We start from the raw sequence: 17,516 nt of genomic DNA, 5'->3' as shown, positions 1-17,516 counted from the left end.
AATGGAGTCTTGGAATTCCACTATAGAGAGAGATTCAACTTTAGTTACACATTTTATATATATTAAAAATACACCCATATGACATATGAGAATTGTTTTACATCAACAGAATATATAGTTTTTTTCTCTAAGTAATTGATATAATATAAAAAAGCTACCTTCCCCTAATAATTTACATACCCCTCTTAATCCGTAATAATTATCATCATTAATCCATGTATAGAATAAGCTTTGAATATTTAGTAAAATAGTAATTTTCTATTCTTTTATCTATATATAGACATCTAAATATCAATATATGGAAACATTCCAAAATTAAAATATTGTGTCTACTTTCAGTATAATTATACATATTTTACATATGTATGTCAACAACTTTATATTTTTTTAGTTTATTATATATTTTCACTATATGCACATTTAATCAGCATTAATTTTATAAATTCAAGCAAATATTTGATTTTTTCTAAAGATATGGTATAAACAATAATATAGAAATATATCAACAAGAACAGGGATTTACAACTATAGAGTTGTAGAGATCATCGAGAATAAAGGTGCAGGTTCATCAAATGAACTTGAAATGTATACCCCTCTAACAGCGATTACTGGTGATTCAGGTTTTGGATGATGGCATTATGCTCTTGATATCGATGTGGAAATAGATGAACAAATCAATGATATAGCATATACTTAAGCTGCCTCTAATTCCTTAGAGACAGCTTACTATTTATAAGAACATTACTATAAGTTATAATTATTCGTATTTACTTATCATATCTTCTAATATATCCAGAAACTTGTTATTATCCGATTTTACAGCAACATGTATGTTGGGTTTGTTTTCAGTAACTCTAAATACATCAGTCACTGTTTTTCCTCTTGTTATATCACTCTTCAATTCAACATCAACATAATAATCTTCAGTCTCAACAACACTACTGTCAATTAAGGTTGCGGCAGCTAATGGATCGTGCATTACACCGCCTTTGTCATTATATGGGTTCTCTTTATCAATAGTATAATCTATCAACTTAGCTACTACTTTAGCTACTTTGCTGTTATACTTATGGAGTCTCTTATTCTGTTCTTTCGTAACAATAGTCTCATGGGTTACATCCAATCCGATCATAGTCATGTCTATACCAGAATCGAATACTATTCTAGCAGCTTCTGGGTCAGCATAGATGTTGAATTCAGCAGCTGGTGTCACATTGCCAAGGTTAATTGCACCACCCATGAATACAATACTATCTATCATTTCCTTCAACTTAGGATATTTCAGTAAAGCTACAGCAATATTGGTTAATGGTCCAAGAGTCAATAATCTGAGCTTTCCATGAGCTTTTATAGCTTCTTCATAAATAGTATCTATAGCGTCTTTCTCATAATAAGGCATACTAGGTTCTTCTAATGTTATATTTCCTAATCCAGAAATTCCATGAACATATTCTGCAGTCACTAATTTTCTTACTATGGGATGTTTTACTCCTACAGCTACTTTAACATCTTTTCCTGATAGTTCAACTATCTTTCTTGCATTGTTGGAAGTCTTTTCTATACCCACATTTCCTCCCACACTAGTGATAGCTCTTACATCAAACTTCTCACAGGCTAAACACATCAATATGGCTGTTGTATCGTCACAACCTGGGTCAGTATCTATTATAATAGGTATTTTAGTCATTTTGTGCCTCCCTATATTAATTAAAATATTTTAAAGTATTATATAACATATCTATAAATTTCTCTCTATCCAAATCGAAAACAACATTGACATTCTTTTCTCTGCCAGTATTATCATAATAATCCACCACTGTTGCACCCACTGTCAACTCACCTGTCATATCTATTTCCACATTATGTTTCTTAGCAATGAAAATACTTGGATCCAAGACATAAGCTACTGCACATACATCATGTAATGGAGGTCCATCAAAACCGAAGTTAGGATTCATATGGAATATACTAAAATAATCCAATAATTCAGCTACTAACTTACTTGCTTTATTTCCTATGCTCCTAATACGTTCTGTGTCATCTTTAAAAACTTGAGCTTTGTGTGTAACATCAAGTCCACACATGGTTATTGGTAATCCACTACGAAATACTATATCAGCTGCTTCTGGATCAACAAGAATATTAAATTCCGCAGCAGGTGTCCAATTACCTCCAAAGCATGCTCCTCCCATAAGAACTATTTCTTCAATATGATCTTTAATTTCGGGATAAGATAAAAATAAATTCGCTATATTAGTTAGTGGTCCTGTTGGAATAAGAGTTACTTTTTCTTTTGAATTGGTTATAATTTCATTCATCGATTCTATAGCAGATTTCTCGCTTTTTAGAAAAGCCGGATCTGGCAACTTAGGTCCTTCCAATCCACTCTCACCATGAACTGCTGCTGCTGTAATCAACTCCCTAACTAGAGGTTTTGTTGCTCCTTGTGCGACTTCTTTTTCTATATCTAAATAACTCAGTACTCTTAGAGCATTATTAATAGTCTTATCTCCTGTTTGATTACCTGCAACAGTCGTTATACCTTTTACATCAATTTCATTACTTCCTAGTGCCAGTAATAAAGCAATGGCATCATCATGTCCAGGATCACAATCAATAATTACTGGTTTTGCCATAATCAGTCCTCCTACGTTTTTAAATACTCAAATAAATTATATACATTGTAAATAGTTCCATTCATAATAGCTAATTTATACAAAATAAAGCCTTATATTAATATCGGTTAAAATACATTATTTTATAACCAATATTAATACTAGCGGCTTTATTATAACTTAGCTTATTTATTTAAACATTATCTTTGCTTATCAACTTAACTTTTTGTCTCTTAAGCTTTTTAATCTGAGATTGTTTTCTTGATGCATATATTGCTAAACCGAACAACGTTGCAATGTATGGTATCATCTGTACTAATTGATACGGTACCCTAAGAGTTTGTAAATTGTTAGCTAAAGCATTTGCAAATCCAAAGAATAACGATGTCAGGAATGTACCAATAGGTGTAGCACCTCCCATTGCTTCAGCTGCTAAGGCTATGAAACCTCTACCATCTGTCATGTTTTTTGAGAAATATGATAAATACCCCATTGACATGAAAGCTCCACCAAATCCTGCAAAAACACCACTAAGTACGAGAGCAATATATTTTATCTTCCTTACACTAATACCTACTGAATCAGCTGCATTAGGATTCTCTCCAACAGCCCTGATTTTAAGTCCAAGAGGAGTTTTATATAATAAGTAAAAAATAAATATAACTGATAATATAGATATATATGTTAATACGTTATGCCCTGAAATTATAGGTCCTAATATAGGAATTTTATCTATTAATGGTATAGTAATGTTTGGCATAACCTTACTTGCTAAATCTGTAGAAATACCTTTGTTATTAACTACTAGGAATAAAACGAAAACTGTTCCTCCAGCAGCCATAAGGTTAAGGGCAATCCCAGATAATATTATATCCGTCTTAAGATTAAGTGAGAAATACGCTAGCAATAGACCTACCAATGCACCTATGACAACCGCTCCTAATAATCCTAACCATGCACTCTGAAATGCAGCGCTTACCAAAACACCTGTTAAAGCTGATATTAACATAATTCCTTCAAGAGCAATATTTATAACTCCCGCTCTATCTGAAATCAATGCCCCAAGAGCAGCAAATAGTATTGGAGTTGTTACTCTTAAAACAGAATACCAAAATTCAGTATTGAAAATGATGTTAAATAACTCTTCCATATTATTTTGCCCCCTTTACGCTTAACTTTTTAGCTTCTTTATATACTAGTTTGTGTTTATATTTGGACAAGAAACTTTCAGCAACTATAAATACTATAATCACACCTTGGATTATTGACACAACTTCGTTTTGAACATCTGAACCTCTGGCCATTAAATCCGCACCTATTCTAAGATAAGCTAAGAAAACAGCACCTATAGGAACATATAATGGATTGTTTCTTGCTAATATTGCAACTATAATACCATCCCAGCCGTAACCAGGCAATTCCTGCCATGTGAATCTTCTATATAAACCAAGTACTTCTATAGAACCTCCCATACCAGCTAAGAATCCACCTAAGACTTGAGAGAGGATAATCACTTTAGCTGTATTTATCCCTGAATATTCTGCAAATCTCTTGTTTTCTCCAGTTACTCTTATCTCATATCCCCATTTAGTTTTGTATAGGAAATAGTAACAAAGAATAACCATTACAGCAACAATTATCAGACCTGCATGAATCCTTGTACCAGGAAAAATTACCATAAGCTTAGCTGTTTTAGGTATTTTATAAGAAGCTATAGCACCTGAATTAGGGTCTCTAAAATAATAATTCAATAAATATAGTCCTAAAAATAGTGCAATATAGTTAAGCATCAATGAAGAAACTAATTCAGTAGCATTCCATTTGACCTTTAGAAATGCAGGTATACTAACTATTATTGCTCCTAATAAACCACCAAATATTATTGCTGCAAAAGGATGAGCTACGATTGGTAATGTCGCCTTTATTGAAATAATCATGGCACCTATACCACCAATAAAGAATCCCCCTTCTGCACCTAGATTAAATTGTTGTGCCCTAAACATTATACTTACTGCAAGACCTGTAAACATTAGAGGTATTGCAAGCTCAATTACATTTCCAAAGTGTCTAACACTATCTAATGGTCCAATAATGAACTCTTTTAAGGCTGTACCTGGTTCACTACTTGTAGAAAATATAATTATCAAAGCTATTACTAATGCAATTAATATCGCTAAACTAGTACGAACGACTTCAAATTTCAGATTTTTACGCATTAATAACCCTCCTAATCTCTTCTGGTGTTTGTTTTTTTACTCCTAACATATATAGACCTAATTCTTCCTCAGTTATTGTACTTGCATCTTCTATATATGCGACTATTTCTCCACCATACATTACAATCAAACTGTCACTTAGTTCTAATACCTCGTTCAAGTCAGCTGAAATAAGCAATACAGCAGTACCTTCATCCCTAAGTTCAACCAATCTCTTTCTAATGAATTCGGTTGCTCCTACGTCTATACCTCTTGTAGGCTGGTTAGCTATAAGAAGCTTTGGTCCTCCTGAAAATTCTCTTGCAACAACTACTTTTTGTATATTACCACCAGATAACATTCTAACTTTTTGATTAGCAGAATTACACTTCACCCTATATTCTTTTATCAATCTATTTGCTTTTTCTTTTATTGTCTTTGTTTTCAATAATATCTTACCGTTTAATTCTTTTGTATCGTATTTATCAGATATTACATTTTGTTCTATACTTACATCACCAGCCACACCATAAGTCATTCTATCCTCTGGTATATGTGATGTACCTAGTCTTCTGATTTGTTTTATTGTTTTTCCTATTACTTGATTTTTATTTATCTTAATACTTCCGGATGTTGGCTTTTCCAATCCTGTTATTGATTCTACCAATTCTCTTTGTCCATTTCCTTCTACACCAGCGACTCCTAGTATTTCACCTTTTCTAACGCTAAATGAAATTCCTTTTAGTGCTTGTTTTCCTAATTCGTTGACATATACTAACTTTTCTACATCAAGAACAGTTTCTTTTGGAGAAGCTTTTTCTTTTTCTACTTTAAGTATTACATCTCTTCCTACCATTAATCTTGATATATCTTCTTCTGTTACATCACTTGTATTATAGACACCCTTACTTTTACCGTTTCTCATAACTGTTATACGATCACATAACTCTATTACTTCGTTTAATTTATGAGAAATAAATATTATGGTATGTCCTTTTTCTTTCAGTAATTTCAACTGATTAAATAATTCTTTTGTCTCTTGAGGAGTAAGTACAGCTGTGGGTTCATCTAGTATCAAAATCTTAGCTCCTCTAAGTAGAGCCTTAAGTATTTCAACCTTTTGCTTAATTCCAACTGGTATGTCTTCAACTTTTGCCTTAGGGTCTACAATCAGATTATACTTTTCGGATAATTCTTCGGTTGTTTTTATTGCTTTGTCCATATCAATAAATAGACCTTTTTTTGGTTCTACTCCTAGTACCATATTTTCTGCAACAGTTAAAGAAGGAACTAACATAAAGTGTTGATGCACCATACCAATACCATACTGGATGGCAACCGTAGGTGATGTTATGTGTATCGTTTTACCTCTTAAGGTAATTTTACCTTCCTCTGGAGTATGAAGTCCAAATAATATTTTCATTAAAGTTGATTTTCCAGCACCATTCTCTCCACAAATAGCGTGAATTTCTCCTTCTCTAATAGAGAAGTCAACTCCATCGTTAGCTACAATACCACTTGGATAAACTTTAGTTATTTTCTCCATATTAAGTAGTTCGTTTTGCATATTATCACTCCATTAGCTTATTATTAAGAAGGTACATTTACCTTTTACAATAAATGCACCATCTAAATTTCTTATAAAACCATTATTTAACAGAATCTCTTAATTCAGCTATTTCATCTTGAGTCATGCTAAATGCAGATTTTACTTTTATTTCTCCATCAATAATTTTTTGTTCTATTTCAGCTAATTCTTCCATAATTTCTGCTGGAACATTTGGATTAGTATCAACTATGTCTATAGCTTTTTCTTTAAATCCAAGGCTTTCAGCTTCACCATATGGTAAAGTTCCTTCTATATGCATATCAATTGCACGAAGTAATGATTGGTCTACTCTTTTTAAAACTGATGTTAATATTCTATCAGATTTATTTTTGTCTTCTGCAAACAATGCAGATTGGTCAGAGTCTACACCAATAACATATTTATCTGCCTCTGCTGCTGCCTCAATTTGTCCAAGACCAGCTTGTCCTGCAACGTTGAATCCAATGTCTACTCCACCTTGTTTGTATTGAGTTAAACTCATTTCTTTTGCTGTAGCAACATCATCGAATCCACCGATATATGAACTTGCTACTTTTGTATCTTTATCAGCATATAGAGCTCCATCGATATAACCAACTAGGAAATCGTTGATAACGTTGTTTTCCATACCACCGATAAAACCGATTTTTTTGTCTTCATTAGTTTTTTCTATACCTGAAGTAGTTATTCTTGTAGCAAGCACACCTGCTAAGAATGAACCTTCATTTTGCTTATATTCTATTGAATATACATTAGGTAGATCAAATCCTTCATAATCAACAGCTGAATCAAAGATAATGTATCTCTTATCTGGATAATCAACTGCTACGTCTTGAAGAATCTCAGCCATCTGATATGTTCCGACAATGATTATATCATAATCTTTGTCAGATGCATCTAATAAGGCTGGTTCCCATTTAGTTTCATCATAAGTCATTTCTTCATGTTCAACTACTACCTTATCACCATACTTGTTTTCAATAAGTTCAAGTCCTGCCTTTGCTGAATCAAAGAATGATTTGTCACCAAGGTTACCATTGATTAATAATTTAATTTTAAGTACGTCATCTGTATCTGTGTCCGCTGTTTTGTCGTCGTTGTTTTCTTCTTTGTCAACAGATTCTCCAGTGTCTGGAGTTTTAGTATCATCTTGTTTTTTACCACATCCGGCAAAAACCATAGATACTGTCATTACTAGTGCTAATATTAGGATTAATGATTTTTTCATCATTTATTCCCCCTTTGTTTTTTTTGTTATAAATTGACATATTTCTACAATTTACAAGTTATTATTATACACTATGAACTTCTTATTTTCAACCTTATAAATAATCATTTGACATAATGATTACTTAGGCTTTTTAAGCGTTTCTACAACTTTCAACTGTCCACTTAGTTAACTCGTCAATACTAATATTCTCCATACCTCTTACGTATGTTACAATATTATTTTCAAATGGTTCAGTCCACTTGTCAGCGATTTTATCTTTACCAACAATAATCCCTATAGCTGTCATAATCTGAGCTGCATTACAATCTACGTCAACACCTTCCATAGCAATAATATGAAGGGTTTCGTCATAATCGCCATTTCCAAACCATAGTGCAACAACTTCTGCTGCCGCATTTGGATAAGCATGAATCCAATTATATCTTTCATATTTCTTTTCACATGGTCTCCATGCTTGTTCCCAGTTATCTGATTTCTCACATTGATCAAGAGCAAATTTAACAACTGAATAATACTCACTTTTGCTTGGAATCATATTGATTACTTCTTTTAATAATAATCTTACATCTGATTTTGTGAATGATAACGACACTAGCATAGCATTAAATATCTCGCCTATTATTCCATTATTATAGTGAGAAACTTGTCCATCAAGCCATGCAAGTCTTGCTGCCTCTTTCGGATTACCTGGTGCCACCATACCACATATAGCACCTCTCATCTGTGCTCCAATCCATTCACAATAAGGATTACAGAACGTACCACTTTCAGGTGGGTAAATTCCATAACGGATATTTCTAAGTGCTACCTCTTCTGCTGACCATCCAGCAGGTATTAGACCTATCCACTCATGAGCAATGTCTACTGAGTCTACATCACCTCCTTTTTCCATATGTGCTTTTAGAAAAGCCAATTCAAAAGTGATATCATCATTTAGTGTATTAGGTTTTCTAACATAATCTCTAATCTCACCAAAAGTTTTCCTTAAATTATCAGTTGTATAACCTTCAATAGCAGTACCTAAAGCACCACCTACTAGTTGTGATTTCCAACCGATTAGAATTTTTTCTTCATAATCTTTTGAATGTACATCATAAGGGTCTTTTATAAAAGTAACATCTTGTTCATATTCTTTCCAATTTTTGTATTCTTTATATTGCCAATATGAAGATTTTTCATCTTTTTTGCAATTATTCATCTGATGATATAACTTTGAAGTCAAAGTATGAAGTTTTATCATATCATCATTTCTTAATGCTTCTAAACCTTGTTGTACAATGTCTTCATAATCTTCTACAATACATCCTTTGTTTTCAAGAGCTTGTACACCTGCAATAATAACTCTTTCTGGTGCACCTGAACCAGGTACATTACTTCCCCATAGAAGTTTTATACTGGCATCTTCTGATTTTCCTATATCTTCCATCATATCCCATTGTTGTTCTTCTTCCTCTAACACCTTTGGTATTGCTGATTCTATTAAATTTTTTTCCATTTCCCACGCTTTCATTTTGTCTCTTCCTTTCTTGTGCATTTTATGACTTTCATCTACCATATCTCAAGTGTATTTACCATATCTCTATACTGCTTTTTATTAATATATATTTTTCCCTTTTTTATGGTTACCAAACCTTGTTCTTTTAATTTTGATATATTCCTTCCGACAGTCTTTACGCTTATACCTAATATATCTGCAATTTCTTGTCTCTTTTTATTAATATATACCATATCATTATTATTTATTTCATTTTTAACATATTCGATCATAAATCTCTTAATCATATGAACTGCTGGGTAATAATGAGAATATCCTTGATAAAACGATGTATGACATGACCTTGTTGCCAATCTTTTAGCCAAAATTAGAGTAATATAATTGTCGCATTCAATCCACTTCATAAAGTCATTTTTAGATATTCTTAAAACTACACAATCAGTTTTTGCTTCATTAGTTACTATAGCTTTATCTTCATCGGCCAAAACTTCCATTTCGCCTATAAAATCAATGGCTTTATTAGTATCAATTATGTATATGCTTCCATTTGCAAATTCATTTATGACATTTAATTCGCCTTTGCATAATATATTCACAAATTTTATTTCTTCACCTTTTTTTAAAATGGTACTGCTACTTTTATATGTCTTTAATCTACATCTTTCTTTAATACTTACAGGCATACCGTCAAGCATCCTTTTCAACTTAGGTTGTTCTTCCATAAGCTCTTGTAGTAACATATTCAGTTCACTCCATACTAATAATTTAAATAACTTAAATCTTTTATTAATAACTACTTATATTTTTATTGTATTGTTTGTTTTTATAAGCAAAATTAATTCATCAAATAACATCAGCTAGAATATCTTAGTTATTATGTTTATTTTATTTAATATTATCTGTAATAATTAGTATTTAATTCACAATATCTTAGCATTATTATATTAAATTAATTTACTAAATAAAAGGTCATGTGTCCTTTTCTTATATTCCATATCATTTTAAAATAATACAATTATTATCATATCTTGACAAAAAATAAGTACGACTTAAAAAGCCGTGCTATTTTATTAATTAGTGATAATTAAATCTCTCTATATAGTTAATTACATATTTCACTTGCTTTAGCTAATTCAACATCATTTTCAGTTAATGTCTCAATAGCTTTATTAACTTCTGATACTTTCATGATTACTGATGCATCCCCATTCATAGCATAGGCATACATATATTCAATGCTAACACCATTACTTGCTAATACTTTTATTGCTTTATATAAAGTTCCAGATTCATTAGGTATTATTAAACATATCACATCAGTCAAACTAACAGAAAATCCTAGATTTTTTAATAATTCATAGGCTTTTTCAGGACGTCCGACAATTAATCTTAATATACCATATTCTGATGTATCAGCTACACTAAGTGCAGAAATATTAATTCCATTTTCAGAAAGTGCCTCTGTCACATCTGATAATCTTCCTGATTTATTCTCTAAAAAAACACTAAGTTGTTTAATTATCATACTAGATTCCTCCTATCAACAATACGTTTAGCTTTGCCTTCGCTTCTTTCAATAGTTTTTGGTTCGACTAATTTAACTTTCACATTTATTCCTAATGTACTTTGAATTTCATGTGTAATCTTTTTAGTAAGATTTTCAAGTTTTCTGATTTCATCAGAGAAGAATGCCTCGTGAACTTCTACCCATATTTCTAGTGTATCAAGATTATTCTTTCTATCGACAATAAGTAGGTAATGTGGTTTTGTCTCACTCATTTCAAGAAGAACACTTTCTATTTGAGATGGGAATACATTAACACCTCTGATAATAAGCATATCATCAGAACGACCTCTACATTTTTGCATCCTTACCATAGTTCTTCCACATTCACATTTGTCATAATTAAGTACTGTAAGATCTCTTGTCCTATATCTAAGTATAGGAAGAGCTTCCTTAGTGATTGTTGTAAAAACCAATTCTCCTTCTGAACCTTTATCAACATTTTTTAATGTTGTTGAATCGATAGTTTCAGGAATGAAATGATCTTCAGATATATGTAATCCGTTTTGGTAACTGCACTCACATGCCACTCCAGGTCCCATGACTTCACTCAAGCCATAGATATCCATTGCTTTAATATCCAGTTTTGATTCTATTTCTTTTCTCATGTTATCTGTCCATGGTTCTGCACCAAATATGCCAGTTTTCAACTTAAGTTTACTTCTGTCTATTCCCTGTTCTTCCATAGCTTCTGCTAAGTATAAAGCATATGAAGGTGTACATGCTATGACTGTACTTTCAAAATCTTTCATGAGATTTAATTGTTTCTTAGTATTTCCACCTGATATAGGTATGACGGTTGCTCCTACTTTCTCAGCTCCATAATGAATACCTAATCCACCTGTAAACAAACCATAGCCATATGCTATCTGTATTCTATCATTTTTACCTACTCCAGCACAATGTAATGAGCGTGCTACAACTTCTGACCATGAAGATAAATCTCTTCTAGTATAACCTACAACCGTTGGCTTTCCAGTTGTTCCAGATGACGCGTGCACTCTTACAATATCACTCATGGGTACTGCAAATAAATTAAATGGATAATTGTCTCTTAGATCTTGTTTTGTAGTAAATGGTAATTTAGATAGATCTTGGATTCCTTTTATATCTCCTGGTTCCAACCCTAGCTCCTGCATTTTTTTCCTGTAAAAAGGTACATTGTAATATACTCTTTCTACTGTTTCACAAAGTCTTTTGCTTTGTATTTCCCTAAGCTCGTCTCTATTCATGCATTCAATGTGTTCATTCCATATCATTTTTCAGTCCTCCTTGAAGTATAAATGATAAACATGTCAAATTATTATCGTTAGTACTTCCCATTTCTGGCTTCTATTTCATATGCTTAAAAAGTAGGCCTTTCCTATAAGATAATAAAAAATTACCACAACTATATTATATCATATGTTGTGGTAGGATTATAATTAAATTTTACTATAATTGTTAGTTAATCATAAAAATAATTTATTTATCAAATCATATAATAAGATATCTTTAATAATTAAAGGTTATAACCAGCTTCAAAAGCTTTAACATTAACATCTATTGTTTTATTAGGTACTGTTTGACTAATTGCTGTTTCCCATTTATCTTTATCTTCATCTAAGTTCTTAGCAAGCAAACCTAATAAGACTGTATTGACAACTCTAAAATTACCTATTTTTCTAGCTTCTTTTAATGCGTCAGCAACAATTACTTTATTGTCTTCTTTTTTTAATTGCTCAATTATATCCTCTGGATACTCTGCAGCTCCTATAATAACAGGCATAGGATCTATTTCTTGAGTATTTACTATAATGAGACCATCTTTTTTCAAATAATGACGCCATCTTAATGCTTCTAATTTTTCAAAAGCAAGTATAATATCTGCTTTTCCTATTTCTACTAGAGGTGAATATACTTTGTCTCCATATCGAATATGTGTTACCACACTTCCACCTCTTTGTGACATTCCATGTACTTCTGATAATTTAACATCATATCCTGAATGTATAGCCAAATTACCAAGTATTCTACTGGTTAAAAGTGTTCCTTGTCCTCCAACGCCAACAACTAATATATTCTTTGTTTCCATTATTATTCACCATCCTTTACTATAGCACCGAATTTACATATATTCGAACATAATCCGCAGCCACTACATAATGTATCGTTAATAATCATCTTTCCATCTTTATTTTGGATTGCTGGACATCCAAGTTTCATACACATCTTACAATTCTTACATGCATCAACATTAATTCTATATGGTACTCTTTTTCTTTTCTTATCTAGCAATTCACAAGGAGCACTTGCTATAATTACAGAAGGCTCTTCTTTCATTGTTTCCTCTTTTACAGCAGTTTCAACTTCTTCAGGATTGAAAGGATTAACTACTCTTACACTGTTGATACCTATACTATGTGATAATTCCACAAGGTTAAGTACATGTGTATCTTCACCCTTTAGAGTTTTACCTGTAGCTGGATTGTCTTGATGTCCTGTCATTCCAGTTGTTGAGTTGTCAAGAATAATAACGGTTGATATACCTTTGTTATATACTATATCAACTAATCCAGTGATTCCTGAATGTACAAAAGTCGAATCACCAATGATACCGACCCAATCTTTTATGAATTCTTTACCTCTGGCTTTTTCCATTCCATGAAGCATACCTACACTGGCACCCATACAGACACAAGTATCTATTCCTTCAAGTGGTGGAAGTGCTCCAAGTGTATAACATCCAATATCACCTGTAGCATGCTTTTTAAGTTTATTAAGCACATAATAAACTCCTCTATGAGGACATCCTGGGCACATTACTGGAGGTCTTACTGGTAATTGTTTTGGAACAGCAAGATTTAATTTATGTTCATTTATTTTTTCTTCTACTAAATTAGCACTGTATTCTCCTTGAACAGTAAAAATCTCTTTTCCAATTACTTCTATACCCCATGATTTGATTTGTTCTTCAAAAATTGGTTCTAATTCTTCTACTATGTACAATGTATCAACTTTATTAGCGAAGTCTTCAATAACTTTTTTAGGTATTGGATGGACCATACCGAGTTTTAGAACTGACGCATTTGGTAATGCTTCTTTTACATATTGATAAGGTACTCCGCTAGTTATTACACCAATAGATGTATCGTTCATTTCTACTGTATTGCATGAAAACGTATTGCAATCTTCTTCAATCTGATTCATTCTTTTTTCAACTACTATATGTCTTGCTCTAGCCATACCTGGCATCATAACATTTTTTTTGAAATCCTTAACATATTCTTTAAGAGCAACATCTGTTCTATCATTAAGTTGTACAAGACTTTGTGAATGGGAAATACGTGTTGTTAGTCTTATCATAACAGGTGTATCGTATTTTTCACTTATATCAAAAGCTTCTTTTACGAATTCTTTTGCTTCAGAGCTATCGGAAGGCTCTAGCATTGGTATATGAGCAGATTTTGCATAAAATCGACTATCTTGTTCGTTTTGTGAACTATGCATACCTGGATCATCTGCTGCAAGTATTACTAATCCTCCATTAATTCCAGTGTAAGATACTGTAAATAATGGGTCTGCTGCTACATTAACTCCTACATGCTTCATAGCTACCATAGTTCTTGCTCCACTAATCGATGAGCCGATACCTACTTCAAGAGCGACCTTTTCATTAGGTGACCATTGAGCATACACTTCATCGTATTTCGCAACGAACTCGGTAATTTCTGTACTTGGTGTTCCTGGATATGCTACTGCTACAGTAACACCTGCCTCGTAAGCTCCTCTGGCAACTGCTTCATTACCAAGCATAAGTTTTTTATCTGCCATTATTAATATCAATCCTTTCGTTTCAATTTAAATTATATGGGACCAAATATGATTATTAAGTCCAATACATATTATCTATAAGCATAATGTGTTATTAAGCTTATATGTTAGAGAGTAAAAACATTCAATCAATATTATATATATATTCTATCAGTTGTTTTCAATTTAGTCTATAATCTAATTTCTATTATCGATAACTCTTTTTGCTTTACCTACGAATCTCTTTAATGTATGAGGTTCTACTAGATTTATTTTAGCATCTATTCCTAGAACTGTTTTTAGTTTATGCCTTATTTTAAGTTGTAATTTATCAAGATTGCCATATAAATCTAATAAACTTGTATCTTGTAATTCAACATTGATTGCAATTTTATCAAGATATCCATCTCTACTGACTACGATTTCATAGTGTGGTCCTATTTCTTCTATATTCAATAATACTTCTTCTATCTGAGAAGGGAACACATTAACTCCTCTAATGATAAGCATATCATCTGATCTACCTTCAATCTTAGCCATTCTAACCAAAGTTCTACCACAATCACATTTTTCATACATAAGCCTTGTTATATCTTTTGTTCTGTATCTAATGAGTGGAAGAGCTTCTTTTGATATAGTGGTAATTACTAATTCACCTTTTTCTCCGGGAGGTAAGACTCTTCCTGTTTTTGGATCAATTATTTCGGGTATGAAATGGTCCTCATTGATATGTAATCCTCTTAGAGCTTCACATTCTCCTGCAACACCTGGCCCTATCAACTCACTCATACCATAGTTTTCTGTTGCAAACATTCCCCAACCTTTTTGAATCTGTTCTCTCATAGCTTCAGTGGAACCTTCTCCCCCGAATAATCCTAATTTTACATCTAAATCATTAACTGGATCAATCCCCATCTTTCTTGCAACTTCCATAATATGTAATGCATATGAAGGTGTACTTACTAACAAAGTAGTACCGAAATCTTTCATAAGCATAACTTGTTTTTCTGTATTCCCACTAGACATAGGAACTACTGTTGCCCCTATTCTTTCCAAACCATAATGAAGTCCAAATGCTCCTGTAAATAATCCATATCCGAAAGCGATTTGTGCAACGTCTGTGGAATCAGCTCCTGCCATTGACACTATTCTAGCAATTAATTCAGTCCATGTATCAAGATCCTTTTTGGTATAGCCAACAACAGTAGGTTTTCCAGTAGTACCAGATGATGCATGAACTCTTACAACATCTTTTTTGGGAACTGTAAATAGACCGAAAGGATAATTCTTTCTAAGATCATCTTTCACAGTGAATGGTAAACTAGACAGATCATCAAGTGATTTTATATCTTCTGGTTTCACATTCACTTTGTCCATCTTAGCCTTATAATATGGTACTTTTTTATAGATTCTTTTAACAGTTTCCTGTAATCTATCTAACTGAATCTTTTCTATTTGTTCTCGATCCAAAATTTCTTCTTTTGACCAAATCATTTCTCCCAATCCTTTCAACTCATTATTTTAATTCTTAGCAAATATATAATTAAGATGTCTCTCTTCATAACTTTCTGTTACTAAACTGACTATGCTCATTGTTACAATAGGAACAACTATCGCTAATGCTCCTACTGTTGGTATATTGGCACTTGTAAAACCATATTTACTGACTCCAGTTACAACAATCGTTAGAGCTGTAATCATACCTGCCCATACCCCTTGTTTGGTAGCTTTTTTCCAATACAGTCCTAATAAGTAAGGTGCTAACAGACACCCAGAAACTGCTCCCCAAGATAAAGAAGCCAAATTCAAGATAGGACTATCTGCTGTAGCTATTATATAAGAAAACGCTACAAACAATACACATAATACTTTCATAACCCACATTAGTGTTCTATTGCTAATATCAGGTTTAACCGTCTTCAGCAAATCTATTGTAATAGCAGAACTTGATGCTAATACCAAAGATGCCAAAGTGGACATAGAAGCTGATAAAACCAATACAAGAATTATGGCAGCAACTACCGTAGGTAGAGTTTCACTAATCACTAAAGGTATTATTCTATCATACACAGGCATTCCATTAGCAGTAGGGCAGTCTTGTATTATCAATCTGCTTATACTTCCTGTAAAATAAGCTCCAGTTGTTATTAACAGGGCAAATGCAGTAGACACCCATTTTGCTGTTTTTATTGATTTTTCACTTTTGATTGTATAGAATTTATGTACCATCTGAGGTAATCCCCAACTACCCAAACTCGTCAGAATAACCAAAGATAAAATAGGTACGACTCCCGGTGGTCCAATAGGAGATATCAATTCTTCATTAATAGCTTTTAAATTATTTACTGCACCTGATAAACCTCCAACAGAAGGAAATCTGATAACAAAAAATAACATTAGTATAACACCAACAATCATTATACAACCTTGTATAAAATCAACCATAGTCGCAGCTATTAACCCTCCTGCAAATAAATACAAAGCAGTCAATATCATCATTACGATTAATATAATATACGTAGGTATGCCAAAAATTTCTTCAAACAAGTAACCTAATCCTTTATATACAGATGCCGCATAAGGCATTAAGAATACAAATATTATAGTTGCTGATATAATTTTCAAAGCTTTGCTTTTGTATCTTACTCCGATAAATTCTGGCATAGTAGATACATTAAGCCTCTGAGTCATCTCTCTAGTTCTTTTACCTAGAACTTCCCAAGCCAGATATGTACCAACTACTGTGTTCCCAATTACTATCCAAAGCACAGACAACCCAAAATTCCACCCTAATTTTCCAGCGTAACCAATAAATAATACAGCTGAAAAATATGCTGTACCATATGAAAATGCCGACATCCACGGGGGAATTGATCTTCCACCAAGTAAATATCCAGAAACACCATCAACTTTTTTCCTGCTTACGGCACTTATAACCATAATCATTACTATGTACCCTATTAAGAAAAACCAATAGATATTCATTTATCTCTCTCCCTATTTTGATAGCATATATTCGCGCTTTAAACTTTAACG

14 protein-coding genes are annotated in these 17,516 nt (G+C 32.5%); all 14 read right to left on the bottom strand.

The features are described from left to right. Nucleotides 1-757 precede the first annotated feature (757 nt). The 14 genes from QMG30_RS14540 to QMG30_RS14475 all read right to left on the bottom strand — a co-directional run bounded on the left by QMG30_RS14540 (nt 758) and on the right by QMG30_RS14475 (nt 17,465). Complete coding sequence (locus QMG30_RS14540) at nt 758-1,687, bottom strand: nucleoside hydrolase (RefSeq protein WP_281816562.1); 930 nt, start codon at nt 1,685-1,687, stop codon at nt 758-760. A 16-nt stretch (nt 1,688-1,703) separates the two neighbouring features. Further along, entirely contained in the window at nt 1,704-2,636 is a 933-nt protein-coding gene (gene rihA / locus QMG30_RS14535) for a pyrimidine-specific ribonucleoside hydrolase RihA (protein ID WP_281816560.1), read from the bottom strand. Between the two features lie 172 nt (nt 2,637-2,808). Continuing rightward, on the bottom strand, nt 2,809-3,765 hold the full coding sequence (locus QMG30_RS14530; RefSeq protein ID WP_281816559.1) for an ABC transporter permease: 957 nt from the start codon (nt 3,763-3,765) through the stop codon (nt 2,809-2,811). 1 nt (nt 3,766) lies between these two features. Further along, nucleotides 3,767-4,831: an ABC transporter permease gene (locus QMG30_RS14525; RefSeq protein WP_281816558.1), complete on the bottom strand. Its 1,065-nt coding sequence runs from the start codon at nt 4,829-4,831 to the stop codon at nt 3,767-3,769. Next, nucleotides 4,824-6,377, bottom strand: coding sequence for an ABC transporter ATP-binding protein (locus QMG30_RS14520; RefSeq protein WP_281816557.1), 1,554 nt, complete (start codon nt 6,375-6,377; stop codon nt 4,824-4,826). Before QMG30_RS14520 ends, QMG30_RS14525 begins: the two co-directional genes overlap by 8 nt. Before the next feature lie 82 nt (nt 6,378-6,459). Beyond that, nucleotides 6,460-7,626, bottom strand: a complete 1,167-nt coding sequence (locus QMG30_RS14515) for a BMP family ABC transporter substrate-binding protein (RefSeq protein WP_281816555.1) — start codon at nt 7,624-7,626, stop codon at nt 6,460-6,462. 133 nt (nt 7,627-7,759) lie between these two features. Continuing rightward, the gene (locus QMG30_RS14510; RefSeq protein WP_281816553.1) at nt 7,760-9,139 is read right to left on the bottom strand and encodes an ADP-ribosylglycohydrolase family protein; all 1,380 of its coding nucleotides are present in this window, start codon (nt 9,137-9,139) and stop codon (nt 7,760-7,762) included. 38 nt (nt 9,140-9,177) lie between these two features. Beyond that, nucleotides 9,178-9,864 carry a Crp/Fnr family transcriptional regulator gene (locus QMG30_RS14505; RefSeq protein WP_281816552.1) on the bottom strand — a complete coding sequence of 229 codons (687 nt, stop codon included), beginning with the start codon at nt 9,862-9,864 and terminating at the stop codon, nt 9,178-9,180. A 362-nt stretch (nt 9,865-10,226) separates the two neighbouring features. Then, nucleotides 10,227-10,649: an ACT domain-containing protein gene (locus QMG30_RS14500; protein ID WP_281816550.1), complete on the bottom strand. Its 423-nt coding sequence runs from the start codon at nt 10,647-10,649 to the stop codon at nt 10,227-10,229. Next, nucleotides 10,646-11,947, bottom strand: a complete 1,302-nt coding sequence (locus tag QMG30_RS14495; RefSeq protein ID WP_281816548.1) for a phenylacetate--CoA ligase family protein — start codon at nt 11,945-11,947, stop codon at nt 10,646-10,648. The genes QMG30_RS14500 and QMG30_RS14495 overlap by 4 nt, the downstream gene beginning before the upstream one ends. A 242-nt stretch (nt 11,948-12,189) precedes the next feature. Beyond that, nucleotides 12,190-12,762: an indolepyruvate oxidoreductase subunit beta gene (locus QMG30_RS14490; RefSeq protein ID WP_281816547.1), complete on the bottom strand. Its 573-nt coding sequence runs from the start codon at nt 12,760-12,762 to the stop codon at nt 12,190-12,192. Nucleotides 12,763-12,764: 2 nt separating this feature from the next. After that, a complete protein-coding gene (iorA, locus tag QMG30_RS14485) occupies nt 12,765-14,501 on the bottom strand; it encodes an indolepyruvate ferredoxin oxidoreductase subunit alpha (RefSeq protein ID WP_281816545.1) in 1,737 nt (578 codons plus the stop codon). Nucleotides 14,502-14,678: 177 nt separating this feature from the next. Beyond that, a complete protein-coding gene (locus QMG30_RS14480) occupies nt 14,679-15,974 on the bottom strand; it encodes a phenylacetate--CoA ligase family protein (protein WP_281816544.1) in 1,296 nt (431 codons plus the stop codon). 27 nt (nt 15,975-16,001) lie between these two features. Beyond that, nucleotides 16,002-17,465, bottom strand: coding sequence for a sodium:solute symporter family transporter (locus QMG30_RS14475; protein WP_281816543.1), 1,464 nt, complete (start codon nt 17,463-17,465; stop codon nt 16,002-16,004). Nucleotides 17,466-17,516: the final 51 nt, after the last annotated feature.

The organism is Vallitalea longa (genome assembly GCF_027923465.1).
GTDB classification, from domain to species: Bacteria; Bacillota; Clostridia; order Lachnospirales; family Vallitaleaceae; genus Vallitalea; species Vallitalea longa.
This window is presented reverse-complemented; position numbering and strand designations above follow the sequence as displayed.

Bases quoted from the DNA above. Each gene is read 5' to 3' on its own strand.
- QMG30_RS14515 (WP_281816555.1), bottom strand. From the start codon at position 7,626: ATGAAAAAATCATTAATCCTAATATTAGCACTAGTAATGACAGTATCT.
- QMG30_RS14505 (WP_281816552.1), bottom strand. From the start codon at position 9,864: ATGTTACTACAAGAGCTTATGGAAGAACAACCTAAGTTGAAAAGGATG.
- iorA (WP_281816545.1), bottom strand. From the start codon at position 14,501: ATGGCAGATAAAAAACTTATGCTTGGTAATGAAGCAGTTGCCAGAGGA.
- QMG30_RS14490 (WP_281816547.1), bottom strand. From the start codon at position 12,762: ATGGAAACAAAGAATATATTAGTTGTTGGCGTTGGAGGACAAGGAACA.
- QMG30_RS14475 (WP_281816543.1), bottom strand. From the start codon at position 17,465: ATGAATATCTATTGGTTTTTCTTAATAGGGTACATAGTAATGATTATG.
- QMG30_RS14480 (WP_281816544.1), bottom strand. From the start codon at position 15,974: ATGATTTGGTCAAAAGAAGAAATTTTGGATCGAGAACAAATAGAAAAG.
- rihA (WP_281816560.1), bottom strand. From the start codon at position 2,636: ATGGCAAAACCAGTAATTATTGATTGTGATCCTGGACATGATGATGCC.
- QMG30_RS14530 (WP_281816559.1), bottom strand. From the start codon at position 3,765: ATGGAAGAGTTATTTAACATCATTTTCAATACTGAATTTTGGTATTCT.
- QMG30_RS14540 (WP_281816562.1), bottom strand. From the start codon at position 1,687: ATGACTAAAATACCTATTATAATAGATACTGACCCAGGTTGTGACGAT.
- QMG30_RS14520 (WP_281816557.1), bottom strand. From the start codon at position 6,377: ATGCAAAACGAACTACTTAATATGGAGAAAATAACTAAAGTTTATCCA.
- QMG30_RS14510 (WP_281816553.1), bottom strand. From the start codon at position 9,139: ATGAAAGCGTGGGAAATGGAAAAAAATTTAATAGAATCAGCAATACCA.
- QMG30_RS14495 (WP_281816548.1), bottom strand. From the start codon at position 11,947: ATGATATGGAATGAACACATTGAATGCATGAATAGAGACGAGCTTAGG.
- QMG30_RS14525 (WP_281816558.1), bottom strand. From the start codon at position 4,831: ATGCGTAAAAATCTGAAATTTGAAGTCGTTCGTACTAGTTTAGCGATA.
- QMG30_RS14500 (WP_281816550.1), bottom strand. From the start codon at position 10,649: ATGATAATTAAACAACTTAGTGTTTTTTTAGAGAATAAATCAGGAAGA.